This is a genomic window from Rhizobium sp. PvP014, assembly GCF_017876855.1.
In the GTDB taxonomy this organism is placed as follows: domain Bacteria; phylum Pseudomonadota; class Alphaproteobacteria; order Rhizobiales; family Rhizobiaceae; genus Neorhizobium; species Neorhizobium soli.
The window spans coordinates 942,858-965,903 of record NZ_JAGIOT010000001.1 but is presented as its reverse complement, the minus strand read 5'-3'; the positions used below and the strand labels follow the sequence as shown (position 1 = coordinate 965,903).

The 23,046-nt window shown below is 58.7% G+C and carries 24 protein-coding genes, 1 pseudogene and 1 other annotated feature; of the genes and pseudogenes, 8 read left to right on the top strand and 17 right to left on the bottom strand.

The annotated features are described in order from the left end of the window. Positions 1-84: 84 nt before the first annotated feature. The gene (locus J3A65_RS04350; protein WP_209899738.1) at positions 85-666 is read right to left on the bottom strand and encodes an NAD(P)H-dependent oxidoreductase; all 582 of its coding nucleotides are present in this window, start codon (positions 664-666) and stop codon (positions 85-87) included. A gap of 154 nt (positions 667-820) precedes the next feature. Between J3A65_RS04350 and J3A65_RS04345 the strand changes: the two genes are divergently transcribed. After that, complete coding sequence (locus J3A65_RS04345; protein ID WP_209899733.1) at positions 821-1,495, top strand: GntR family transcriptional regulator; 675 nt, start codon at positions 821-823, stop codon at positions 1,493-1,495. Between the two features lie 309 nt (positions 1,496-1,804). Here J3A65_RS04345 and J3A65_RS04340 read toward each other — a convergent pair whose 3' ends face one another. Both J3A65_RS04340 and J3A65_RS04335 read right to left on the bottom strand, forming a co-directional pair. Then, positions 1,805-2,428 carry an exopolysaccharide biosynthesis protein gene (locus J3A65_RS04340; RefSeq protein WP_062577675.1) on the bottom strand — a complete coding sequence of 208 codons (624 nt, stop codon included), beginning with the start codon at positions 2,426-2,428 and terminating at the stop codon, positions 1,805-1,807. Then, entirely contained in the window at positions 2,425-2,739 is a 315-nt protein-coding gene (locus tag J3A65_RS04335; RefSeq protein WP_245341439.1) for a hypothetical protein, read from the bottom strand. Before J3A65_RS04335 ends, J3A65_RS04340 begins: the two co-directional genes overlap by 4 nt. Positions 2,740-2,941: 202 nt before the next feature. On the opposite strand from J3A65_RS04335, the gene J3A65_RS04330 reads away from it, so the two are divergent. After that, positions 2,942-3,328 carry a hypothetical protein gene (locus J3A65_RS04330; protein ID WP_062463197.1) on the top strand — a complete coding sequence of 129 codons (387 nt, stop codon included), beginning with the start codon at positions 2,942-2,944 and terminating at the stop codon, positions 3,326-3,328. A gap of 282 nt (positions 3,329-3,610) precedes the next feature. Beyond that, on the top strand, positions 3,611-4,033 hold the full coding sequence (locus tag J3A65_RS04325) for an ABC transporter permease (RefSeq protein ID WP_062463200.1): 423 nt from the start codon (positions 3,611-3,613) through the stop codon (positions 4,031-4,033). Here the strand turns inward: J3A65_RS04325 and J3A65_RS04320 are convergent. Together J3A65_RS04320 and J3A65_RS23305 are read right to left on the bottom strand one after the other, a co-directional pair. Further along, positions 3,993-5,042 (bottom strand): patatin-like phospholipase family protein, encoded by a 1,050-nt coding sequence (locus tag J3A65_RS04320; RefSeq protein ID WP_348635239.1) that lies wholly within the window; start codon positions 5,040-5,042, stop codon positions 3,993-3,995. The two genes, J3A65_RS04325 and J3A65_RS04320, sit on opposite strands and share 41 nt — an antisense overlap. A gap of 246 nt (positions 5,043-5,288) precedes the next feature. Next, positions 5,289-5,417: a BA14K family protein gene (locus J3A65_RS23305; protein WP_245341474.1), complete on the bottom strand. Its 129-nt coding sequence runs from the start codon at positions 5,415-5,417 to the stop codon at positions 5,289-5,291. A 474-nt stretch (positions 5,418-5,891) separates the two neighbouring features. Here J3A65_RS23305 and J3A65_RS23540 point away from each other — a divergent pair, with 474 nt between their 5' ends. After that, entirely contained in the window at positions 5,892-6,029 is a 138-nt protein-coding gene (locus J3A65_RS23540) for a hypothetical protein (RefSeq protein ID WP_209899974.1), read from the top strand. 62 nt (positions 6,030-6,091) lie between these two features. Here J3A65_RS23540 and J3A65_RS04305 read toward each other — a convergent pair. After that, positions 6,092-7,277, bottom strand: a pseudogene (locus J3A65_RS04305) (IS3 family transposase); the annotation flags it as partial. Next, positions 6,868-6,996, bottom strand: a sequence feature (AL1L pseudoknot). (Overlaps the previous pseudogene by 129 nt.) 247 nt (positions 7,278-7,524) lie before the next feature. Here J3A65_RS04305 and J3A65_RS04300 point away from each other — a divergent pair. Then, on the top strand, positions 7,525-7,935 hold the full coding sequence (locus J3A65_RS04300) for a hypothetical protein (RefSeq protein ID WP_209899727.1): 411 nt from the start codon (positions 7,525-7,527) through the stop codon (positions 7,933-7,935). A gap of 404 nt (positions 7,936-8,339) precedes the next feature. On the opposite strand, the gene J3A65_RS04295 is transcribed toward J3A65_RS04300, so the two are convergent. The 3 genes from J3A65_RS04295 to J3A65_RS04285 all read right to left on the bottom strand — a co-directional run bounded on the left by J3A65_RS04295 (position 8,340) and on the right by J3A65_RS04285 (position 10,434). Next, positions 8,340-8,651, bottom strand: coding sequence for a hypothetical protein (locus J3A65_RS04295; RefSeq protein WP_174196950.1), 312 nt, complete (start codon positions 8,649-8,651; stop codon positions 8,340-8,342). A 369-nt stretch (positions 8,652-9,020) separates the two neighbouring features. After that, the gene (locus J3A65_RS04290; protein WP_139283871.1) at positions 9,021-9,257 is read right to left on the bottom strand and encodes a hypothetical protein; all 237 of its coding nucleotides are present in this window, start codon (positions 9,255-9,257) and stop codon (positions 9,021-9,023) included. A 280-nt stretch (positions 9,258-9,537) separates the two neighbouring features. Next, positions 9,538-10,434: a LysR family transcriptional regulator gene (locus J3A65_RS04285; protein WP_209899722.1), complete on the bottom strand. Its 897-nt coding sequence runs from the start codon at positions 10,432-10,434 to the stop codon at positions 9,538-9,540. A gap of 148 nt (positions 10,435-10,582) precedes the next feature. Between J3A65_RS04285 and J3A65_RS04280 the strand changes: the two genes are divergently transcribed. Further along, on the top strand, positions 10,583-11,593 hold the full coding sequence (locus tag J3A65_RS04280) for an NAD(P)-dependent alcohol dehydrogenase (RefSeq protein WP_209899719.1): 1,011 nt from the start codon (positions 10,583-10,585) through the stop codon (positions 11,591-11,593). Between the two features lie 272 nt (positions 11,594-11,865). Here the strand turns inward: J3A65_RS04280 and J3A65_RS04275 are convergent, their stop codons facing one another. Beyond that, positions 11,866-12,027, bottom strand: a complete 162-nt coding sequence (locus J3A65_RS04275) for a hypothetical protein (protein ID WP_192087747.1) — start codon at positions 12,025-12,027, stop codon at positions 11,866-11,868. 129 nt (positions 12,028-12,156) lie between these two features. Here J3A65_RS04275 and J3A65_RS04270 point away from each other — a divergent pair, with 129 nt between their 5' ends. After that, positions 12,157-13,794 (top strand): alpha/beta-hydrolase family protein, encoded by a 1,638-nt coding sequence (locus tag J3A65_RS04270; protein ID WP_209899716.1) that lies wholly within the window; start codon positions 12,157-12,159, stop codon positions 13,792-13,794. A gap of 59 nt (positions 13,795-13,853) precedes the next feature. Here the strand turns inward: J3A65_RS04270 and J3A65_RS04265 are convergent, their stop codons facing one another. Continuing rightward, positions 13,854-15,344 (bottom strand): amidohydrolase family protein, encoded by a 1,491-nt coding sequence (locus J3A65_RS04265; protein ID WP_245341473.1) that lies wholly within the window; start codon positions 15,342-15,344, stop codon positions 13,854-13,856. A gap of 176 nt (positions 15,345-15,520) precedes the next feature. Between J3A65_RS04265 and J3A65_RS04260 the strand changes: the two genes are divergently transcribed. Then, positions 15,521-16,276 (top strand): hypothetical protein, encoded by a 756-nt coding sequence (locus tag J3A65_RS04260; RefSeq protein WP_245341438.1) that lies wholly within the window; start codon positions 15,521-15,523, stop codon positions 16,274-16,276. 867 nt (positions 16,277-17,143) lie between these two features. Here the strand turns inward: J3A65_RS04260 and J3A65_RS04255 are convergent. The 6 genes from J3A65_RS04255 to J3A65_RS04230 are packed head-to-tail and all read right to left on the bottom strand — an operon-like array spanning position 17,144 to position 22,970. Beyond that, positions 17,144-18,796, bottom strand: coding sequence for a dihydroxyacetone kinase subunit DhaK (locus tag J3A65_RS04255; RefSeq protein ID WP_209899708.1), 1,653 nt, complete (start codon positions 18,794-18,796; stop codon positions 17,144-17,146). An 11-nt stretch (positions 18,797-18,807) separates the two neighbouring features. Next, positions 18,808-19,803, bottom strand: a complete 996-nt coding sequence (locus J3A65_RS04250) for an ABC transporter ATP-binding protein (RefSeq protein ID WP_209899705.1) — start codon at positions 19,801-19,803, stop codon at positions 18,808-18,810. Beyond that, positions 19,796-20,893, bottom strand: coding sequence for an ABC transporter ATP-binding protein (locus tag J3A65_RS04245; protein WP_209899702.1), 1,098 nt, complete (start codon positions 20,891-20,893; stop codon positions 19,796-19,798). Before J3A65_RS04245 ends, J3A65_RS04250 begins: the two co-directional genes overlap by 8 nt. A gap of 3 nt (positions 20,894-20,896) precedes the next feature. Beyond that, a complete protein-coding gene (locus tag J3A65_RS04240; protein WP_174197835.1) occupies positions 20,897-21,085 on the bottom strand; it encodes a hypothetical protein in 189 nt (62 codons plus the stop codon). Then, a complete protein-coding gene (locus tag J3A65_RS04235) occupies positions 21,082-22,026 on the bottom strand; it encodes a carbohydrate ABC transporter permease (RefSeq protein WP_062577702.1) in 945 nt (314 codons plus the stop codon). Before J3A65_RS04235 ends, J3A65_RS04240 begins: the two co-directional genes overlap by 4 nt. After that, on the bottom strand, positions 22,023-22,970 hold the full coding sequence (locus J3A65_RS04230) for a sugar ABC transporter permease (RefSeq protein WP_209899699.1): 948 nt from the start codon (positions 22,968-22,970) through the stop codon (positions 22,023-22,025). Before J3A65_RS04230 ends, J3A65_RS04235 begins: the two co-directional genes overlap by 4 nt. Positions 22,971-23,046 lie beyond the last annotated feature (76 nt).

Here is a 23,046-nt window from a genome sequence, read left to right as displayed (position 1 = left end):
TTGGGCCTTCCGTTCAACGTCTCCGGAATTCCTCGTCGAAGTCGAGGTGACGGCGGCCACGGTGGTCTGACCGGCTGCGTTCTCTCAGAAGTTTTCCATCTCGCGGCGGACCCTGGCCATGAAGGCGGAGCGGGTTTGTTCGGTGCAGTTGTTCATGTCGTAGTGGGCGAGATATCTGACTGGGGCGCCGATCTTGATCTGGGCGCGGATGACGCGATTGACGATCTTCTTCGGCGGATTGCCGGCGAGGAAGGCCCGCATCGGGGTGGCACCATAGGTCATGACGGCTGCGAGTTTCCTGATGTGGCGTAACGTCGGGGTGAGCCTGCCATCCGCGAGGTCAAAGGAGACGCCGGGCAGCCAGACGCGGTCGAAATAGCCCTTCAGCATGGCCGGGAAACCGAAGTTCCAGACGGGGGTGACGATGACAAGTGCTTCTGCTTGTCTCAGGCGCTCGACATAGGGCTGAACGAGGGAGAGATTGTCGGGAATGTCGTGATAGACGCGGCGGTCATGGGCGGAGAGGACAGGATCGAAACCCTCCGCGTAGAGATTGCAGCCGTCCACCTCGTGGCCGGCATTTTCCAGGCTCTCGCAGGTGAGCTTGTAGAGCGCCCGGCCGAAGCTTTCTTCGAGGGGATGGGAGTGGAGGACGAGTACGCGCATGTCAAAGCTCCAAGTCGTTGCCCGCCGCATCAGCGGTCGGGGTTCCAGTTCGAAAACTTCCGCGCCGTTTGTCCCAGCATCCTGATCCCTTGGCTCCTAATTTACGAGCCGATCTTAGCCAAAGCGGCTTGGTTGGTCGAAAGGGAATGAAGAAATGCTGGTAACAGAACCAGGATATGCCGAGCCGGAGCTGACACTTGCCGATCGAACCTATGTTCGGCTGCGCGAAGAGATCATCACCGCGCAACTGCCTCCCGGCACGTTGCTGCGTGAGGCCGAGCTGATAGAGAGTCTTGAAAGCGGCAGGACCCCTGTCCGGGAGGCCCTGCAACGATTACAGCACGACGGGTTCGTGGTCGTCAGTGCTCGCCGGGGCACGTTTGTCAGCAATGTCGATATTACCGATCTCACCGCAGTCTATGAGGCACGGGCACGCATTGAATCCTACGCCACCCGGCTGGCAGCAGAACGTCTGCGCGAATATGAGCGCGTAGAGGCCCTAGCGCTGGTCGATGAGTTGCAGCGTACGGAAGGTCCGATGGAGCTGAGCGACATCCTCGCTCTTGACCGCCGGGTGCACCCTTTAATCTATCGGGCGGCGAAAAATCCATATCTTCTCACGACACTCGAGCACTATCACAACCTGTTCCTGCGAATACTCTACGTCGCAATGAAACGCTTCCTCGTTCTCGTGCCACGCCTGGAGGACGCTCTGCGCGAGCAGATCGCAATGCTCCAAGCCGTCTGCGCCGGCCATGGCGAGGATGCCGAAAAGCTGTCAATGAACCACGTCCTGAGTTTCGAGGTCGAAGTGCGCAACATCATATGATGGGAAGGGAGAGAGGAATCACCATGTGAATTCATCCACAGCAAAAGATTCCGGTTGAACGGCGTATCAACGATTTGCGCCGGTTTCACATGGTGTTTCGGGTTCAGATCCGTTCAGGCAATACATCAGCTTGTCGAGTGTCTGCGATCCTTGTCCCACCGGACAGTCGAGTTTGAATGGCTTTGCATCCTGGACGCCTTCGAAGTTGCAGTCACGGATATCTGGGTGGACTGCGAGAAATGTGGCTGACGTCTGCTCCATTCTTTCAGCCCCCATGACGTTCGCACGTCCTGTCCAGGAGGGCGAACGTCAAAGCCAAGGGATGGCGCCAGCCGCCATGTAAAGGAGCGCTCCCGTGATGCCGAGCGCGATGGCCGTCATACTAAGCCCAACAAGAACCACGAGCCCGTCGCGCTCGATCAGACCGATGGCGATCGCACAGAGTGCCGCAACGGGGGCAAGGTTTCCAAACGGGATTGGCAGAGCGACGGCGACTGCAAGGCAGAAGACCGGAAGCGCAAGCAGGTAGGGCATGCGTGGTCCGGCAAATGCCTTCATCCGACCCGGCCGGACAAATTGTTCGATCCGTCGGACCAACGGCGATGCATACCGCTCCAACGCTTCGAATGCCTTTGCCGATATGCGTCGATTGGCTAGCAGCGACGGAAGCCATAGGGATTCCAGTCCGATCGCGAATTGAAGCGAAACAATTGCGAGCGCGGAGCCGAATATCATCCCGAAAGGACCGGGGATCGGGATCAGCGCCGGCAGTGCCAGAAGAAGCATCACGAAACCGAAGCCGGACCTCCCTATGAGCTCGAGAGCGTCGGCAATCGTCAGGCCGTCCCGGGTGCGTGCGTTTGCTACAAGATGTGACAAGGTCTTGGACGCTGTGCCGGTATCGTGCTCGCCGTCGGGCCCTGCCAGGGTCAACCTTCCGCCTCGCGCGTATTTTTAATGCTGATCAGTGCGCGCAACGCGCCGCAGCTCGGATCGGCACCATCAAACACCCGTTCAGGTGACATCCACCCAATCGAGATGCCGATCGCTGTAGCCGTCGCCCAGCCCGGCTCATTGCCGGCCTTGTCGATGAGGCGTGGAACCTCAATAGCGAGGCATTGGCGCGACTGCTGCACAAGCTCTACCGGCGCGTTAGCGTTATCGAGATGTTGCCGCATCTCGGCATGCAGCGGATCGATAACGAATAGCGTAAAAATCCATGCGGCAATGTCTGCGATCATCATCCTGGTCCCGTGTCTTACGGCATCTGTCGGTATGGGGTCCGACATCGTGAAAGCGCCGAAGACTTTCACCAGAGGGGCCCGGACCAGCGGGTCGAACATGATTTGGGAAGAGGAGTGGGAGTGTTCAAGGCTGTGGGGCCTTGACGGCGCAAGTCGGCCTGGTCGATCACACTGCAATCGCGTGAACAGAAAGCAATGCTGCATGCCATATTACCTCGTCACCCAGACGTCGCTCGTGGAGGGTGCGGATGAAGTTGAAGCCGCTCGGAAAGTCCTCACGAAGTTGAAGTCGGATTCCGCCGTGAGATTCACCGTCAAACACGATGAAGAGACGATCCGGCAGGTGACGGTTGCCAACGTCCCTGCATGGGGAGCCGCGCAACCGACTGCGCAAGATCCTCGATCATCCCCGAAACGGATCCAGCAAGACATCGTGCTTGAGGCCTCAGGCGTCAATCAAGCCGATGCAAATGTCTCCAAGCGGCCTGTCCTGTCAGCCAGGAGTGTTATTCTAGGATTGAGCCTGTTTGCAGCCGGCGTAACAGCGGGGCTGGTCATCATGGCTTTATTTGATCGCACTCATGGATGAGCCAAGGGAAACTTCCGGAAGACAGTTGAGAAGAGCTGCTACTGTTCCTTGAGGGGATCGTTCGGACTGGAAGCGTCACCGCCGCAACCGTTGAATTAGCCATGCGCCACAGCGCTTTCAGCAAGCAGCTTTTTTTTGCTGCAAGCATGGTTAGGCATCCTGCCCTTCGAAGAAAATCGCAGAGGGATGATTTCGACAGCCGATGTCGGTCGCCTTGCGGAAGTGCTCGGTGGTGCTTTGACGGGATTCACGATGCGTTGGAAGTGACTGTCGCTGTTCCTCGTGTCGCTGGCGGTCTTCTTCATCACGGAGTTGTTGCCCGGCGATACCTCACAAGAACTGCTTGGCCAAGCCGTGACGACGGAAGCCGCATCCCAGCTTCGCGAAACGCTCGGTCTCGATCGTCCGGCAATCCTGCGTTATTTCGAGTGGATTTTTGGGCTGCTGACCGGCGACCTCGGTTACTCGCATGTCTCTGACCGGCCGGTTGCCAACCTCGTCGCCGAACGCCTGCCGAACTCGCTCACACTCGCTGCCATCACCATGGCGATCACCATTCCGCTGGCGCTCGGTCTCGGTATCGTCGCCGCCATCTGGAGAGGTTCAATTTTCGACCGGGCGATCTCGTCAGCTGCGATCATGCTCGTGTCGCCAAACGAGACAGCTATCTTGCACCGGAAAGGGCTTGGGGTACGCCGGGAGTGAAAATAGGCTTTTGTCGCCATATCCGGCCCTGTTCCATGCGATCGTAACCGATCTTGAACACCGCCCTCATGTACACATTGCCGAAGGGTTGACTGAAATTGTAGGGGACAGGGGCGTCAATGACTGCCATGTGGAAGTTTACTCCGGTACGCCTGCAATACTCGTAGGCCGCGTAGAGAGACTGCCGTGTCTGACATTTAACCAAGCTTGCGTAAGCCCGCGTCACTACGGGTACGGTCGAATTGGACGTGACAGAAAACTCAGGCATCAGTGTATTGTTGATTAAGAAATACATGTCCGCCCCGCGAATGACTGCGGGCAACGAGACATTCGTATCCGACAACATCGCTTCGGGAACAGTCACGATCTGGGAAGACGGGGCTCCATCTGAATGAAGCTCGGAAATCGTTCGACCATCGATCGTAGCAATGATCTTTACCGCTGGAAAAGCGCCGGGAATACTGGCAGATGCCACCAATACATTGCGGAACAGATTAAGCGCATCCGGGCGCGAGCTGGCGGCAATCGCGCCCATGTCCCAGAGCATGCCGCGCTGAGTATCGAGATTGGTTGTCAGGACAAAAAGATCTCTGCCTTTTCGGTATTCCACCGCAATTCGGTCGAGTACTTCTTGCGTTACGTGTTGCTCGACCATGTTCATTAAAGGCTTCTGGTAGTATAGGCTCTCGCCGAGAAGCCCAGAAATAATTGGTCTGCGTTGGAGCAGATCTTCAGCGACTCCACTCGTGTATAGATGCTCCAGCGTATCGTCGTAGTCAGGGCCGAGAAACGCAAACGGGGCGATGAGTGCTCCCGTGCTGACGCCACTGACAACGTCGAATGTTGGACGGTCGCCGCGTTGCGACCACGCTTTGAGAGCGCCCACAGAGAACGCACCGCCAGCGCCGCCGCCAGAAATTGCCAGATATTTATGCCGCAATGGAGATGGTGTCCGCGGTACTCTTTTCTTGGCAAATAGTCCGACTTCGCCGTCCAAAGGCTTGCGCACGTTCGCAAATCCGGGGATCTCGGCGCCACGCGCATCGTCTCGAGAGTAAGGCTCTCTTGCCGATGTACAGCCGAACAAACCCAGAGCGATGATGAGGCTGCTAAGCACGCCTCTTAAGCAGAACGTTGGCAGCGGTATCAAAGCCGCACGGAAGGGTGACGCCAATTTTGCAGGCCTTGATTAGCGCTTCAACGTTATCCTGATCGCGAAAGCTCTTCGCGATCAGGACGGCTCTCACACTACGCGTTAGCTGTAGGGTGACATGCAATGCGCGCGTATTCCTGCTCGCGGAACATAGCTGTTGTCAGATGCGACATAGGATCGGTAACGCTTCGCGCACCAAGCGAAATGTTCCGGTGGCAAATCCTGACGCATGCGGTGGCCAGGTGGTCTGTATCCTGGTGGTGGCGGCTCGTAACCCGGAGGTGGAGGTGGCGGACCATCATCCTGCGCGGCGATCGCTCCGCCAACTATCGAGCCGGCCGCAAACGCCGACAGTGGGTACCACCATCCATCGGGGCCACGACGTAAACCGCCTCTAGGCTCAGGTTCGCCGCGATAGCCGTTCAAAAAACCGGGCCCATTCTGCGCGACAATGATGGATTTGGGGGCCTCATTAACAGGCGGGAAGAATTGTGCCCAGGCCGGCGAGGCGATGACGACGGACACTGCCACAAGTGCAATCGATATTCTATTCATGTTTGTTCTCTCGTTAACGCGAGAACCAAAGTCGGCACACTATGGCAAAAATCGAGCGATTACTGTGTGATGGCGTCTTATTTACTCTGCTTTACTGAAGTCGTAATTATCTTAACAACAGATTAGACAACTCGGGGAATAAGCGCTCTGGTGCAGGTCTCGACCGGCCAGGACGAGTTCGGCGCCGCGGTGCAACTCGTCTATCTTACCCGCCAACAGTTGCCGCGAAATGTCCGCGCTCTGATGGATTTTGTCGTCGAGGCTTTTTTGAATGAAAACGCTTTGTGAACCGCACCGGGTTTTCCGGAGGCCATTTCGTTTAAGTTATGCGGCCATTGCTGGTGCGTCCAGGCTGGCGGTATGTTGCCTATGGGCTCCAGAAGACGGCGGTTGTTGAACCAATCGACCCATTCGAGTGTGGCGAACTCCACAGCTTCGAAGTTGCGCCATGGTCCTCGCCGATGAATGACCTCTGCCTTGTAAAGACCGTTGATAGTTTCAGCGAGAGCATTGTCATAGCTGTCGCCAACAGTTCCGACGGAGGGCTCGATGCCCGCCTCCGCCAGTCGCTCGGAATAGCGAATGGACACGTATTGCACACCCCTATCGGAATGGTGGATGAGCCCACCGCGATGGACGGACCGCCGATCATGAAGCGCCTGGTCCAAGGCATCGAGGACGAAGCCCGCATGGGCGTGCGGCTTGCCCGCCAACCGACAATGCGGCGTGCAAAGGCATCGATGACGAAGGCTACATAGACTAAGCCCTGCCAAGTTGCCACGTAGGTGAAATCGGATAACCACAGCATGTTCGGCGCGGAAGCAAAGAACTGCCGGTTCACGCGGTCGAGTGGGCATGGGGCGGCCTTGCCGCTGATCGTCGTTCGGATCGGCTTGCCACGGATGATACCCTGCAGCCCCATTGCCATCATGAGCCGAGCAACAGTGCAGCGGGCGATTTCGAAGCCCTCCCGCAGTAACTGCCGCCAGACCTTGCGCACGCCATAGACCTCGCAGTTCTCATAGAACACACGGCGTATCTCGATCTTCAGGCCGATATCGCTGCGGGCTCGGACCGACAGGCGATCCGCATCCAGACGCATGGCGACGTTCTCGAAGTAGGTTGACGGGGCAATCGGCAAAAGCCTGCAGATCGGCCCAATAGTCGGCATTTGCCCGAACACCCCACGGTGTTCGTCAATGAACGAGATCATCGTTTGAAGGGGCGGTCGAGCTCCGCCATCGCGAAATAAGCAGATGCCTTGCGCAGAATCTCGTTGGCCTGACGAAGCTCGCGGTTCTCCCGATCCAGAGCCTTCATCTTCTCGGCGACATCGCTCGGCAGGCCTGCTCGCTTACCACTGTCGACCTCGGTCTTCTTGACCCATTCGTGCAGGGTGGCTGGCGAGCAGCCAGTCTTGGCAGCGATAGATGAAACGGCAGCCCAGCGTGATGGATGCTCGGCTTCGTGGTCCAGCACCATACCGATGGCACGGTTGCGGACTTCAGGTGAAAATTGGTTTGTCGTCTTGCTCATGATGGCTCCACTTTCTCAGAAGTTGGAGCCTCCGGCAAACCCGGCGCGGTTCAGTTCCATGATTTGCTTACCCCACAAAAGGGCTATTTTTAGCCTCTCGACGCGGTCTTTATGCAAGTCTCCGTGCAATCAGGCCCCCGCAACCAAATCATCGCGAAACACCCGTAGCCATAAGCTGCGGGTGTTTTTCGTTAAGTGTTACCTTGCTTGCTAGGCTAGAGCGAGGTCTCCAGCCATACCTGCACTCGTGATCCTCTTCCCCGAGCCGTCAGACAATGCCGAGCGCTTTCATCTTCGGATCAAGCGTTGTCGGCTTCATGTCCAGCAGTTCGGCGCCGCCTACCTTCCCGGAGACCTTGGCGCCGCTGTGCTGCAGGGCATTGCTGATATTGTCCCGGCCGCGCTGGCGCGTCTCGGCTTCCGTGAGGACCGCTCCAGCCGCATCGGACGGTCAAGGCTGCGCCTTGCGGGGTGCGGTTGCGTCCGGGAGGTGGAAATCCATGCGGCCCTGTCGCGACAAAATGGAGGCCCATTCGATCGCGTTCTAAAACTCGCGGACATTGCCAGGCCAGGCATATTGCTGCAGCGTCTGGAGTTGTCGTTCGACAGCGTCAACTCGCGCCGGTTGGCGACGCTCTGGCGTCCCACGAAATTCTGAGCGAGGGGAATGTCTTCCCAGCGGTCCCGCAGCGGCACCGACTCGATTGGGAAGGCCGCCAGAAGGAAATAGAGATCCTCCCGAAACTCACGGTTCTGCACGGTCCGTTTGAGATCGAGATTGGTGGCTAGGTGAATCCGGAGAATGCGAGATCGGCCTCAAGCCTTATGTTCGCAATGAAGCCCCGGCATCAGATGGTCGGCCAGTTCCGCGAGGGCGGCCACGACTTCTTCGTGCTGCCATAATGCGTCGACTGTAGAGGAAGCGACGCAAGATGACATTTCTGTCATGCCTTGCTAGCAACAGAGAACACGGTCTGGATAAATCCATTTGGGCGTGACGTCGTTGATATAATTGAACGAAATTGTTGCTGCGACGAAAGCTGTCAAGGTGCCGCTAATACATTATCTGGGAGATATACACTTCGACTGGACGCCGCCTTCGCCGATGTGGACATCGTTGACTGCATCGTAGCTCAGCCGATACCGGGCGGCGCACCATGTAATATGTCGGACTTCGCTCGGCGACAGCTTGGAGGAATTCGCGGTCGCCGAACCTTGTCCATTCTCGGCATATGCCGAGACCGAGTTCCCACCGAAAGCTTCTGCGTTCGCCTGGGGCTCAGGGAACTGAAACGCATTGGCAGGGGCCACGAAAGCGGCAAACATGAGACTGCTGAAGGAGACGATGGAGGCGAGCTTGGCGACGTTGCGCATCTGAGAACCGATCTTCTATTCACTTGAAGAACGGCTGTTGCGCGATTTTAGTTCCTTTCGTCGGTGCTGCCGGCTTTTCAAGAGGCTTTCGGCCACCACAAAGCGGGATCAGACGGTGGAAATTGAGAAGACAAGCCTCGCTCAGGAAAAGCATCCACTAGGTCCTGGGAGCGGTCGAGACACACCGCCCTCGACGACCTTCGATCGTGGTTGCGCCTGCTTGAAGTCGATCACCCGCTTACTGCCAGACGGCGTGATCATCGCGAAATGGTCGTTCACATCCGACTTCCAGCAAACGGGTATTCATCAGACCACTCCCACCTATCCCAAGTGGCAGCCTTGCCCGCACCAGAAGATAAGAAGACAGGATTAGCGCGCAGGCAGCATGGCTCGGCCGGCATTTCTAATTGTGAGCGCTGAGTCCGCCATGGGTGCGATAAGGCCGCTTGCTATCGCTGAAGCGAGGGCCTCTGTGAATTCGGCACCTTCGAGGCCATGCTTCTTCGAAAAGTTTTGCACAGCACCGCGTGTCGAAGTCGGTGATACGCCAAACTTGTTATTCTTAAAAGCGTTGACGATAATTTGGTTTGTTTCGTCCAGGGTCATGATCATTCCTATGTGATGCAACGTGCTACCAGCAACCGGATCACCTTCATAGCACCTAAACCGTCGAGCGTGTCCTTTCGTCCTCAGAGCGAGAGATTGATCGCAGGAGGCGTGTGTATGACATTGGTTTATCGCAAACTCATTTTCGCCATCCTGCCTTTCCCTCCCGCGGACAACACCATCTTCCTCAATGTCGCGCGATGCGGTCGGGTCAAAACGGTGAATTACTGGTCGCTCCTTCTGAAAGGCTGGGAAGCAATCTTTCGCATCGGCCGATCGTCTAAGAGCTCCTGGCTTTCATGAAATCGATGAATGCCCGAACAGATGCGGCCATGTGAGAGCGTTCGGAGTAGTAGAGATAGAAGCCGGGGAAAAGCTTGCAATCCGGTTCGAGCACTCGCTTGAGTTCGTTGGTTTTCAAATAGGGTTCCACCAGGTCCTCGATGAGGTAAGCCAGTCCAAGTCCCTCGCGAGCTGCTGAAAGGAGTAGCTCCGTATCGTTGACGGTAACGACGTTCTCGACATCAACATCGAGGACGCCATCTGCACCTTCGAACCGCCATGGGTACAGGGCTCCCGTGCTTTTCCACTTGTACGTGAGGCAGAGGTGGTCCTTGAGGTCGGCTGGCGCCTGAGGCGGCGGCCGATTGGCAAAATAAGAGGGGGCGCCCACAACCGCCATACGCAGATCGGGCGTGATCCGGACAGCGATCATATCCCGGCTGATTTGCCCGCCAATCCGAACGCCCGCGTCAAAACCTTCCGCAACGACATCCGTGATATCGTTGTCTATCACCAGATCAAGGCGGACCTCAGGATAGGCAAGACGGAACTGGCGCAGTCTTGGCAGAACCGCAATCTGCGCGGCAATGCTCGGCAGATTGACACGAACCACGCCCTTCGGCTCACTCTGGTAGGCTCCGACGGCCGAAACGGCGTCATCCATCCCTATCATCATCGGCTTGATGCGATCGTAGAGCACGCTTCCCGCTTCCGTCAGCCCGACACTGCGGGTGGTTCGATTGAGGAGGCGTATCCCGAGACGGCTCTCTAACGCGCGGACGATGCGGCTCAAAGCAGAAGGCGATATCGCCAGCCGTTTTGCAGCACGGCCGAACGCCCGCTCATCGCAGACTGCGACAAAGGCCTTGAGTTGGGAAAATTCCGCACCGTCCATTATGATCCTCAAAGGCAATACGTCATGCCGAATTGATACCATATTCAACCACAATCGCCATGCTGCATAACTGTGACAGAAGACAGGGTGAACGGACCGATGAACTATCGGGTCGCAGTCGTCTTCCGAAACGAGCGGAGATGCGACGATGAAGCGCTGGGAAATTGACGTGGTTGGCAGGCAGCACCTGAAACTGAACGATGTCGAAGTGCCAAAACCTGGTCCGAAAGAGGTCTTGATAAAAGTGAACGCGGTTGCGCTGAATTACCGCGACAAGATGGTTGTCGAGACAGGACGAGGACTTCCTCTGACCTTCCCTTTCACGCCGGGCTCGGACCTCGCCGGAGAAGTCGTCGGTCTCGGACAGGGCGCTTCCCGATTGAGGTTGGGCTCGAACGTCATCTCGACGGCAACGCCGGACTGGATCGACGGTCTGCGCGACGGCACTGCCCGAACGCCCGCCTATCAAACATTAGGTGGCTTTTATCCGGGTGTGCTGGCTGAATACGTCGCGATGCCGGAAGACTGGTTTGTCGTGGCACCTGAGACACTCACCGCTCGGCAGGCTTGCACACTCCCAGTCGCTGGTCTTACGGCCTGGTTTGCGCTCGTCGAGCGGGCGGGCGTTCGAGCTGGCGATACGGTGCTCATCCCGAGCACCGGCGGCGTTGCTCTGTTCGGACTGCAGATCGCAAAAGCTCACGGTGCAAGGGTGATCGTTTGTGGTCGACCTGAAAACGAAGACTACGCGAAGGCCCAGGGCGCGGACCATTTCATCGACGCAAGCACCGACTGGATGGAAACGGTTTACCAGTTGACGTCGGACCGAGGCGTTAACGTCGCCCTGGAGGTTATTGGCGGCAAGCATTTCGGCAAATCCATCCAGGTCACGACGGTGGGTGGTCATGTCTGTCAGATCGGCGCGCTCGACGGTTGGGACATCAGTTCCGCAGCTATGCCGCTGATGCTCAAGGACATAACAGTTCATGGTATTGGAACTGGGAGCAGGACGGCGCTGGAAAGGTTCGTTAGAGCGATCGATCAGACGCGTATCGTTCCTGTTGTGAACTCCTCCTATTCTCTGGCCGATCTTCCAGCGGCCTTCGACCATTTGGATCGAGGAGCATTTGGGAAAATCGTCATCGACGTAGCCGAATAGAAGATGCCGCAGTCAGCAGTCGGATCACCTGTATCAACGCCTCAAAAACCGATCGTAGCGGCACGCCGCTACGATCGCCGGTAGACGCTTCGGGCCGCATGCGGGAATAATTTTCGCACCGCGCCCCGCCAATCGGTCATTCGCGACCTTGGACCTAAATCCCGTAACCAGTCGTTCGCTGCGCATTCGATGACAAGCCGCCAACAGCTTTGTGAAACACTTGTCTCAGCTTCTGAAACGGGGAGACTACGCTGTCGGATCCAGTGAAGGGTTCAAATCTTGATCCCTCGAGCTGACTGGATTTGTAATGCTGTTTGATTTGCATTTGATTGCTGCTGAATTTCGATGAGTTGGCTGGCATCCCTATCGCTCATGGGCAGTCCGAACAGGTATCCCTTGATCAGACGCGGCTTGAGGGCAGCAAGAACAGCCATCTCCTATTGGGTCTCGACGCTTTCGAGCACGCACCGCAAAATCAGCTTTGAGCATAGGGCAATGATGTCGGCGACGATTTCCCGCGATGTGATGCTATGGGTAGCGAAACTCCGGTTAGGAGCGGTTTGATGTACCAAATGGTCCGACGTTTTCTTGGTTCTTTGTCCCACACAGGCACGTTCATCGCGCTTGTTTTCTTTGCTGCCTCTCTCACTCCAAGTCTCTTGCCTCGGTCTTACCTGGTGCAAGGAGCGCTTTCGGGCGTCTGCGCCGCCGTGGGCTATATGGCGGGCGTGGCAGTGGCTTGGCTTTGGCGATACCTGGAACTTCCTCGCGCGTCGAGCAGGGAACGACCCCTGAAGGTCGCATTCCTCATCGCTGCCATTGCCATCCTGGGTGTTTTTCTCTGGCACGCGGTCGAATGGCAAAATTCCATTCGCTCACTTTGGGGCATGGATGCGCTCGATAGCGCTGAACCTTTGAAACTGGCGGCCGTTGCCATCCTCGCCTTCGCCGTGCTGCTCTTTACAGGACGTGTCTTTCAGCTTGCGGCTCGCGGTCTTTCGGGGTGGATCAACAGGTACGTTCCTCGACGGGTGGCGAACGCCCTAGGCGTGACCCTGGCCGCCCTGTTGTTCTGGACTGCCGGGCAGGGGCTGCTGCTGCGATGGGCGCTGGACGCAACGGATGCCTCGTTCCAGCAAGTTGATGCCCTGATTGACGACGACACTCCTGCACCGACCGACCAGGCGAAAACCGGGAGTGCATCTTCACTGGTTTCGTGGGAGGGCCTTGGACTGCAAGGGCGCCGTTTTGTCAGCTCTGGCCCCACTGCGCCCGACGTCGGCGCGTTCTGGCAGCAGACAGCCGAAAAGCCGATCCGCGCCTATGTCGGGCTCAACAACGGCGAGACGCTGGAAGCAAGAGCCGCGCTCGCCCTGAGAGAGCTTCAGCGACAGGGCGGTTTCGATCGGTCGATCCTCGTCATTATCGTCCCGACAGGAACCGGATGGGTTGATCCAGCCGCCATGGACACGCTCGAGTTTCTTCACCGCGGCGATGTGGCCAGCGTCGCGCTCCAATATTCCTATCTTGCGAGCTGGTTGTCTTTGATGGTGGAGCCGGACAATGGTCAGGCTGCGGCGAGGGCATTGTTCACCGAAGTCTACAGCCACTGGAAAACGCTTCCGCGTGAACGGCGGCCGAAGCTTTATCTGTATGGCTTGAGCCTCGGTGCGCTCAATTCGCAGCTATCGACGGACATCTATGATGTTGTGGCCGATCCGTTCCAGGGAGCACTTTGGACCGGTCCCCCATTCCGCAGTCAAAGATGGCGCACAATCACAGATCAGCGGCAAGACCTTTCGCCTGCGTGGCTTCCCAGGTTTCGCGATGGTTCCTTGGTGCGCTTTGCGAACCAAGCATCCCCTCCTGTCCAGTTTGATGCGTCCTGGGGACCGATACGGTTTGTCTACTTGCAATATGCCAGTGACCCGATCGTCTTTTTTGAAACTGCTTCGTTGTTCAAGGAGCCGGATTGGATGAAGGGGGAAAGAGGCCCGGATGTCTCGCCGCGGCTCAGGTGGTTTCCCGTAGTGACCATGCTGCAACTGACATTTGACATGGCGATCGGCACAACATCGCCAATGGGGTTTGGCCACGTCTATGCACCGGAGGACTACATTGACAGTTGGATCGCATTGACCGATCCGCCCAATATGGATCACTCGGTGGTCGAGCAACTCAAGGCGCGGTTTGCCAAGTGACCGATTTCGGCGTGATCCAATAATCTCCGTGGGAGGGGACGGCCAGAGGACGAACTGATCTACGCAGCAATGTTCTTGTTCAACTGCCCATCCTTCATGATCACAAGGAAGTTTTTCGCCGGGTCCTCGATTAAGGCGATGTCCGCAATCGGGTCGCCGTCGACCAGCAGTAAGTCGGCGAGTGCGCCTTCCTGAACCACGCCCAGCTTCCCTTCGTAAGGGCTCCGAAGGCCGGAGAGCGCGAGTAGCTGGCCATTGTCCCCCGTCGCCATCTTCAGGATTTCGGCAGGCTTGTACCAGCGGGTGAGTTTTGTGAGTTGTGCACCCTGCCGCGCGGCTGCCTTATCATCGAACAGCGTGTCGGTACCCCAGGCCGTCTTGACCTTGTGCTTCTTGGCAAGCGCGTAGGCGGCGTCGGTGCCGGAAAACATCTGCAGTTGCTTGCGTCTGTTTGGCGACCCCTCGGCAAAGGGCGTTGCGTCCTGATCGTCCAGAAAGGGCTGTAGGCACCACCAGATACCTTTTTCCGCGAGCAGGGCCACCGTCTCGTCGTCGAGCAGGTTGCCATGCTCTATGCACCGAACGCCAGCGGCGACCGCCTGGGCGACTGCTTTTGGCGTATAGGCATGAACCGTCGCGTAGGTCCCCCAGTTCTCCGAAGCGCCGACGCCCGCTTCCATTTCCTCAAGCGTGAACTGCGTCACATCGAGCGGGTCGAACGCGGATGACACGCCTCCACCCGCCATGATCTTGATCTGCGACGCGCCGAGTGCCAGTTGTTCGCGGGCGCGCTTTCGGACCGTGCCGGGATCGTCGGCAATGGCGGAGCCGCCCACACGCTCACTGTAGGTGAAATCGTCCGGCCGCGCGGGGAGGTCGATCGGAAGCCTGAAGTCGCCGTGGCCACCCGTTTGCGAAATGAACGCACCCGATGGCCAGATCCTGGGCCCGGGAACGAGCCCGGCATCGATGCCGCGCTTCAACCCGAAGCAGGGGCCGCCCATATCGCGAATTGTGGTGAACCCCCTCATCAAGGTGTCGTTGGCCGCCTTCACTGCCGCGACATTGATGAAGCCGATATCAGACGTCAGGACGGCCAATTGGGGAACCGTCGCAAACATGATGTGGGTATGCGCGTCGATCATGCCCGGCATCAGCGTTCGCCCGCCGCCCGCTATTCGCGTGACGGAAAGGTCGGCTGGAATCTGGATCGGTGACGGTGAAATCGACGTTATCCGGTTTCCGATCACCAGCACATTGGATGGATTGGACAATGTTTCCGACATACCGTCGAATATGCGCACATTTTCGAACAACACGGCTTTTGTCGGCGTTGCTTGAGCCTGCACGGCGCTCGGCAGACCCGCCAGCCCGAACCCCGCCAGCATCGCAGCGGCGCCGACGAAAAATCCGCGGCGCCGGAGATCGGCATTCATTCGGTGCGTGAGCGTCTGCAATACGGGATCGCAACATTTGCACGGCAGGTCGCTGGTGAGATGATCGTACTTGGTGCCAAACCGAAATCTCATGCTTCCCCCCTCCGCGAGCATCACGACACAAGCATACGCCCGCATTCAGTTTTCCACGAAAAGTCGAAATAGGTTACGCGTGAATAACCACTGCTTGCAAGCAAAAACTATAGTGATATCGTGGAAGTACGCACAGGTTCCGATGGGAGAAACCTATGTTTTACAACATCGTTCTCGCGGCCGGACTTACGCTCGCATTGTCGCTTCCGGCATCCGCCGAAGATCAGGCGACTGATCTACTTGCTGACCGTGAATGGAGCATCATCGTCAGTCCCTATGTCTGGGCTGCGTCCCTGGATGGCGATGCGTCGCTGGCAGGTTTGGATAGCAATGTCGATATTCCGTTTTCGGATATTTTCAAACACCTCGATCTTGCGGCCATGGGCAATGTCGAAGTGACGAACGGACTTTTCGGCTTCTACTTTGATGGACAGTACGTTCAGACGAGCCAGGACGAGGATCTCGCCGACTTCGAGGTCGGCTTGAAGATCAAGACGACTATTCTGGCAGCCGGCGCTTACTACCGCGTCTACGACCTCGCACTTGGGGGCGACACGGTGTTTGGTGAACCGCGGCATTTCACCGTCGAGCCTACGGTCGGCATCCGTTGGACAAAACTCGAAGCGCATGCTGATGCAGGCTTCACCTCGGCAAACAAGTCTGCGGACTGGCTTGACCCGTTCGTGGGCATGCGTCTGAGCACAGACCTTTCCGACCGGTGGAACCTGGCCGGCGAAGCCGACATTGGCGGGTTAGATATTGGTTCGAAGCTCGCAGTAAATGCCCAGGCCTATCTCGGATACCGGACCTACATGTTCAATCATCCAACGATTTTGCGCGTTGGGTATCGTGTGCTTTCGCAAGACTACGAAACGGACGATTTCACCGGAAACAAATTTCGCTGGGACGTTACCCAGCATGGCCCGGTGTTGGGCTTTTCCATGCGTTTCTGACAGTGTCTCGATCCCAGTGATCTGCATCTGCAATCAAGTCAGCGAGGACGTCAGGATGTCCAGCAGACAGCGTGCGATCCCGAAATGAACGTGGATAGCGCCAGCGCGGGCATCCGCTTCTGGAGCTGACGGTCCAGCGATGTTCTCGTGGAGCGCTGTTCCGACTTCAACCTCGGCCGTGGTCCTCGGAAGTTAGGCTTCGCTGGTGGCTGCTTTCTGCGAGAGAAGTCCCTATAGCTGATAGTCTTCTCACGGCCCATTCCGTCCGTTCCGGAGCTCAGTCGTTGCCCAACTAAAGAACAACAATGCCTCAAAGTTAGTGAACTCCGGGGTAGCCGGTCCGATTCCGTTCAAGGTGGTCGATTTTACAAGTCACGGTGCACTCGGGCCCCGCAACCAAATCATCTCAAAACACCCGTAGCGATAAGCTGCGGGTGTTTTGCGTTGCGGCGGACCTCCCCCGAAAGCGGGTGAATTGGTGCTGACCGGGGGAGACGTCGCCTCAGGCGCGTGGCGGGACAAAACCCCAGGAGACCTAGTAAACCAGGGGATTGGCAAGCGCACATGTCGTCATCCCCCAATGTGAGGGAGATACGTCTTCTCCAGTTCGTTCATTCCGTCGTGTCCATTTGGGTACTGCAGTGCACCAAAGCCGCGAGCGCCGCATGAGCACCGTCCTGTGGAGGGCAGCGATCTCGAAATGGTTCACCACACTGCCATTTGAGACCGCAGGCAACCTGCGGTTCTTCTGAAGACTTCTTTGTTTTGTCCATCAACCTGGGGAGGCGACAGTGGATTAAGCGATTGAGGATGAGAACACCTTGTCGGCAGGATGTCAGATGGCTCCCGCCGCGCCGATCCCCGCCGTCACTCGGCGGGTTTGCCCTCCGACCGGCTCTGTCGAAGGGAAAGAAACTCGAAAAGACGAGCGACGGCCTCCGCGCCGGGGTCGATGTGACCTTCGAGCTGCCGGGCATTCAGGTAAGCCGCCCGGCCTGCGCGTGCGCTGAGATAGGTTGCGGTCAGGTTGGCGCCGGCGCGGGCTGCACTGGCCGCTGCTGCAAAACCCTTGTCATAGGCGTCCAGTGCAGGCGAGAGCGCATCGACCATGGTGCGGTCGCCGAGCTCTGCGCCGCCGATTTCCTGCATGCGGGCAAGGCCGGCTTTGAGCGCGTCGCGCATGCCAAGCCCACTCGAGGCCCCATCGCCTGCCGCGGCAAAGAAGATGGCGAGCAAGACGCCGGAAGAGCCGCCCATGGTCTGGCTGAGTTCCTGGCCCATGGCGCGAAAGAGCTGGGTGTGATCTGCAAGCGGTAGCCGATCGAGGGCCTCGATCAGGGCACGCGCGGCGCTTGCAAGGGTCGAGCCGGTGTCACCGTCGCCGGATTTGGCATCGAGCGCGTTAAGGTGTTTTTCCGCCTCGATCAGGAGCTTGCAGCACTCTGTGAGGAATTGACGGGTGGGCAGATGCTGCGAGGCAAGCGGCGCGATCGGGGTCAGTCCATCGGGCAGGGCGATGACGTTGACGGGTCGCATCGCCGTCACGCCTGGCCATGCTGCAAGGCCGACCGGCTTGGCCAGCAAGTCGAGATCGGCCATTTCCGCCGGCAATACGGAAATCGAAAAGCCCTGCATGTCGAGCGAGGTCATCATCGCAGCAGGCCCGACGATATGCGAGAGGCGCGCGCCGATCGCCGATTGAACCAGTTCGTTGACGACCACGGCCATTTCCAGCACGGAGGTGCCGCCGAGATTGTTGACAAGTACGACATGCGGCTTGTCCTCCATGCCCGCCGCAAGCCGGTCCACCATGGCGGCCACGGCGCCGCGCACGCCGTCATACTCGATCTGCTCCACACCCGCCTCACCGTGGATGCCAAGGCCGAGTTCGGCGTGACCTTCGGGAATGCGTTTTTCCTTCGGCGAGCCCGGCACGGTACAGGTGTCGAGTGCAATGCCGATCGAGCGGGTATTGGCGATCACCCGCCGCGCAGTGTCGATGACGTCATCAAGACTTGCGCCGTTTTCCGCCATCGCACCGGCGATCTTGTGGACGAAGAGCGTGCCCGCCACACCGCGGGACTGCGGCAGATCGGGGAGCGCGATGTCATCGTCCACGATCACCATGCCGACATTCAGCCCAAAGGCACGGGCGCGTTCGGCCGCAAGGCCGAAGTTCAGCCGGTCGCCTGTATAGTTCTTGACGATCAGCAGGCAACCGAGCGGGCCAGTCACCGCGAGGATTGCGGTCAGGATAGCGTCAACGCTCGGCGAAGCGAAGACATCACCACAGACGGCGGCTGTCAGCATGCCGCGTCCGACGAAACCGGCATGGGCCGGCTCATGGCCGGATCCGCCGCCCGAGACAATCGCGACCTTCGATTTGTCCCAGTCGGATCGCAACACGACGCGGATGTGCGGATAGCCGTCGAGGCGGCTCAGCGCTCCAGCCGAGGCCATGAGCATGCCATCGATCGCCTCGGTGACGGCATTTTCGCGGCTGTTGAGGAATTGAGACATGAGACCCTCCCTTAGACGAGACGCATTCCGGCCGCATCGAAATAGATCGGCTGGTGCGGCTGGATTTTGATGATGTCGCCGCCCTTGAGGGCGGTGTGGGCATCGGTGACGGTGATGATCGGATATTCTCCAAGTGTGAGATGAAGACGCGTCTGGTCGCCGAGATGTTCCACCCGGACCACCTTGGCTTCCTGCCCTTCTCCCTGGAGAATATGCTCGGGCCGAAGCCCGATCGTATGGGCCCCCGCCACTGCTCCGGGGAAGAGGTGTGCGGGGAGCACGTTGATGCGCGGCTGGCCAAGCCGGGTCGCGGCATAGATGCTGACCGGCGCTTCGTAGATCTCGCGCGGCGAACCGAACTGCACGAGGCGTCCTTCCTTGAGCACGCCGACATGGGTTGCCATGGTCATCGCCTCGATCTGGTCATGCGTCACGTAGAGGAAGGTGGCGCCGGACCGGGCCTGGATGTTCTTCAGTTCGACCCGAAGGTCGGCGCGGAGTTTCGCATCGAGCGAGCTCAGCGGCTCATCCATGAGATAGATCTGCGGATTGCGGACCAGCGCCCGGCCGATCGACACGCGCTGCATCTCGCCGCCCGAAAGGGCCGTTGCCCGGTTGTCCAGCTTGTGGGCGATCTGCAGGACCTCGGCGATTGCCTTCACCTTCTGGTCGATCACCGCCTGCGGCGTGCGCAACAGCGGCGACTTCAGCGGAAATTCGAGGTTCTGCCGCACCGTCATGTGCGGGTAGAGGGAATATTGCTGGAAGACCATCGCGACATTGCGCTGTGCCGGCGTCAGCCCGGCCATGGACTGTCCGGCAATCCTGATGTCGCCGCTGTCCTGCGTGTCGAGGCCCGAGACCAGGCGCAGCAGCGTGCTCTTGCCGGCTCCGGTCGGACCGAGAAGCACCACGAAGGCGCCGTCCGGTACGGTCATCACCACGTCGTCGAGCGCGCGGGTGGCGCCAAACGACTTGCGGATGCTGGAAAGGACGACTTCAGCCACGGGTGAGAACTCCTTCATTGGCTTCGGACACCAGTGCGATCCCGCTGTTCGCATCAAACAGGGTGAGTGAGCGGCGATCGAATTCAAGCCCGACGGGAACATCCGTCCGGATGGCATCGCTCGACGCCGTCCGCGCCTTGATCTCTCCATGGGCCGTCTCGATCGTGACGATCTGTGTGGTGCCGAGATATTCGACGGCTGCCACCCGTCCGCGAAGACCGGCTTCGTCCGACAGGTGGACATGTTCCGGCCTGACGCCGAGCGTGAGCGCACCCTTGCGGCCTTCGCGGGATTTGGGAACCTCGATGCGGGATCCACCGATCGTCACCGCGTTGCCCCCGTCGTCGATCGCACCTTCGAATTCCAGGAACGACATCGGCGGCGAGCCGATGAATTTCGCCACGAACTTGGTTGCCGGCCAGTCATAGATCTGCTGGGGCTTGCCGAATTGTTCGATCACGCCATGGTTCATGACGACAATCTTGTCGCCCATCTGCATGGCTTCCAGCTGGTCGTGGGTGACATAAACGGTGGTCGCCCCCATGCGGTCATGCAGGGCGCGCAGCTCCTCCGCCATATGCTCACGGAACTCCGCATCGAGCGCCCCGAGGGGCTCATCCATGAAGAAGGCCTTCGGCTGGCGCACGATCGCACGGCCGAGTGCGACGCGCTGGCGGTCGCCGCCCGAAAGCCCGCCGACCGGTTTGTCGAGGATGGATTCAATCTGCAGGATACGGACGACTTCCGCCACGCGGCGATCGACTTCCGAGCGCGCTATGCCCTGGCTGACCAGGGGATAGGAGATGTTCTTGCGCACGTTCATGTGCGGATAAAGCGCAAACATCTGAAAGACGAAGGCGATGTCGCGCTCGCTCGCGCGCTTCATGCCGACCTCTTCGCCGCCGATATAGATCTCGCCACTGGTCGGCAGTTCAAGGCCGGCCATCATCCGCAGCGTCGTCGTCTTGCCGCAGCCGGACGGGCCGAGCAGCATGAAGAACTCTCCATCCTCGACGGTGAAGGAGGACGACTTCACCGCATTGAAGGCACCGAAGTCCTTGCGCAGGTTTTCAACGCGAATCTGGGCCATGACTCACTCCGGAAAATGACTGACGACGATGAACATGACGGTTCCGATCAGCGTCACCGGAAAGGAGAAGGTAAAGAGTGTCAGCGAAAGCGGCTGCATGAGCATGATCACGCCGAGCGCGATCAGCGCCGAGGCGAACATCTCCCATTCGGGTCGCCGGAACCGGCGCAGGCGGGCAAGGAAGTTCATCATTTGCGCACGGCTCCGAAGGTGATGCCGCGCAGCAGATGCTTGCGCAGCAGCACGGTGAAGATGATCACGGGCAGCAGGAACAGTGTCGCTGCAGCCGCAACGGCCGGCCAGTCGATACCGCCGCCAACCGACAGGATGGTCGGGATGAAGGGGGGCGCCGTCTGGGCATTGCCGCTCGTCAACAGGACTGCGAAAGCATATTCGTTCCAGGCGAAGATCAGGCAGAAGATCGCGGTCGAGGCGATGCCTGTTGCCGCCTGCGGCAGGACGACTTTGTAGAAGGCCTGGAAGCGGGTATAGCCATCGATTAGTGCCGCTTCTTCGTATTCGCGCGGGATTTCGTCAATAAATCCCTTGAGCAGCCAGACCGACAGCGACAGGTTGACCGCCGTATAAAGCAGGATCATGCCGAGGTGCGTATCCGAAAGCCCCAACTGACGGAACATCAGGTAAATCGGGATTGCGACGGCGATCGGCGGCATCATGCGTGTCGACAGGATGAAGAACAGGAGGTCATCCTTGAGCGGCACCTTGAAGCGGCTGAAGGCGTAGGCTGCCAGCGTCCCGAGGAAGATCGACAGGAATGTCGAGCCAAAGCCGATGATGACCGAGTTCAGGAATCGTTGCCCGAAGCGCGACGGGCCCGAAATGATCATGCCCCTTTCCCGTGTGATCTTGTCATACCACGTGGTGGGTGCCGGCAGTTTGGCGAGGTCTTCCGCCGAGGGGCGCGACTGTGTCGTGAAGAGGTTTACGTAGCCTTCAAGCGTCGGCTCGAAGACGACCTTCGGCGGATAGCTGATCGAATCCGGGCCGGACTTGAAGCTCGTCGAAATGATCCAGATGAGCGGGATCAGCGTGATCACCGCATATAGTCCGACCAAGATGCCGGCAATCCACTTCGAGGCAGGCGACGGTTCGGTGACGGAATGGGCGCTCATCGTTCCTTAACCTTGTTCAGGGCCTTCACGTAGATGGAGGCGAGGCCGAATACCGTGACGAACAGGACAATTGCATAGGCGCTGGAATAGCCGGTCCGCCATTTCTCGAAGGCCTCGCGCTTGAGGTCGATCGAGGCGAGCAGCGTCTCGTCCCCCGGCCCGCCGCCGGTGAGGAGGACCACCAGGTCGAACATCCGGAAGTTCTCGATGCCGCGGAACAGGACTGCAAGCATTAGGAATGGCAGTGCCATTGGCAGCGTGATCGTCCAGAACTGCCGCCACTTCGATGCGCGGTCGACTTCCGCTGCTTCATAGATGTAATCGGGGATGGAGCGCAGACCGGCGAGGCAGATCAGCATGACGAAGGGCGTCCACATCCAGGTGTCGACAATCACGATCGCCCAGCGCGCCCAGCCGCCGGGGCCAAGCATCGAGAAGCTGTCGGCGGGAATGCCGGTCAGGAATTCGACGGCGTAGTTCACGAGGCCGATCTGCGGCTGGTAGAGGAAGGTCCAGAAGTTGCCGACCACGGCGGGCGAGAGCATCATCGGGATGACGATTAGTGTCGTCACCAGGTCGTTGCCCTTGAACTTGCGGTTGATCAGCCATGCCAGGGAGAAGCCGATCAGCACCTGGAAGGTGATCGTCCAGATGAGGAAATGGGCGGTCGTCTGCATGTTCGCCCAGGTATCGGCGTCAGTGAGGATGCGCGTGTAGTTGCGCAATCCGACCCACTTTACCTCCGCGTTCGGCTTGTTCGCGGCAAAGTTCGTAAAGGACAGGCGGATCGTCCAGATCAGCGGAAATATGTTGACCGACAGAAGCAGGAAGATCGTGGGTGCCACGAAGATCCAGGCGATGGCCCTGTCGCTTAAGCCCCGGATGCGTTTTGCAACCGGTTGTGGCGTCGCACGGGCGAGGCGGTCTGCGGGTGTGTCGGTCATCGTCCGGATCCGTGTGGCGTTTCCAAGGGCAGCCGCATGCGGTGCCGTAGCCCGTGAGGCAACAAGGCAAAGCACG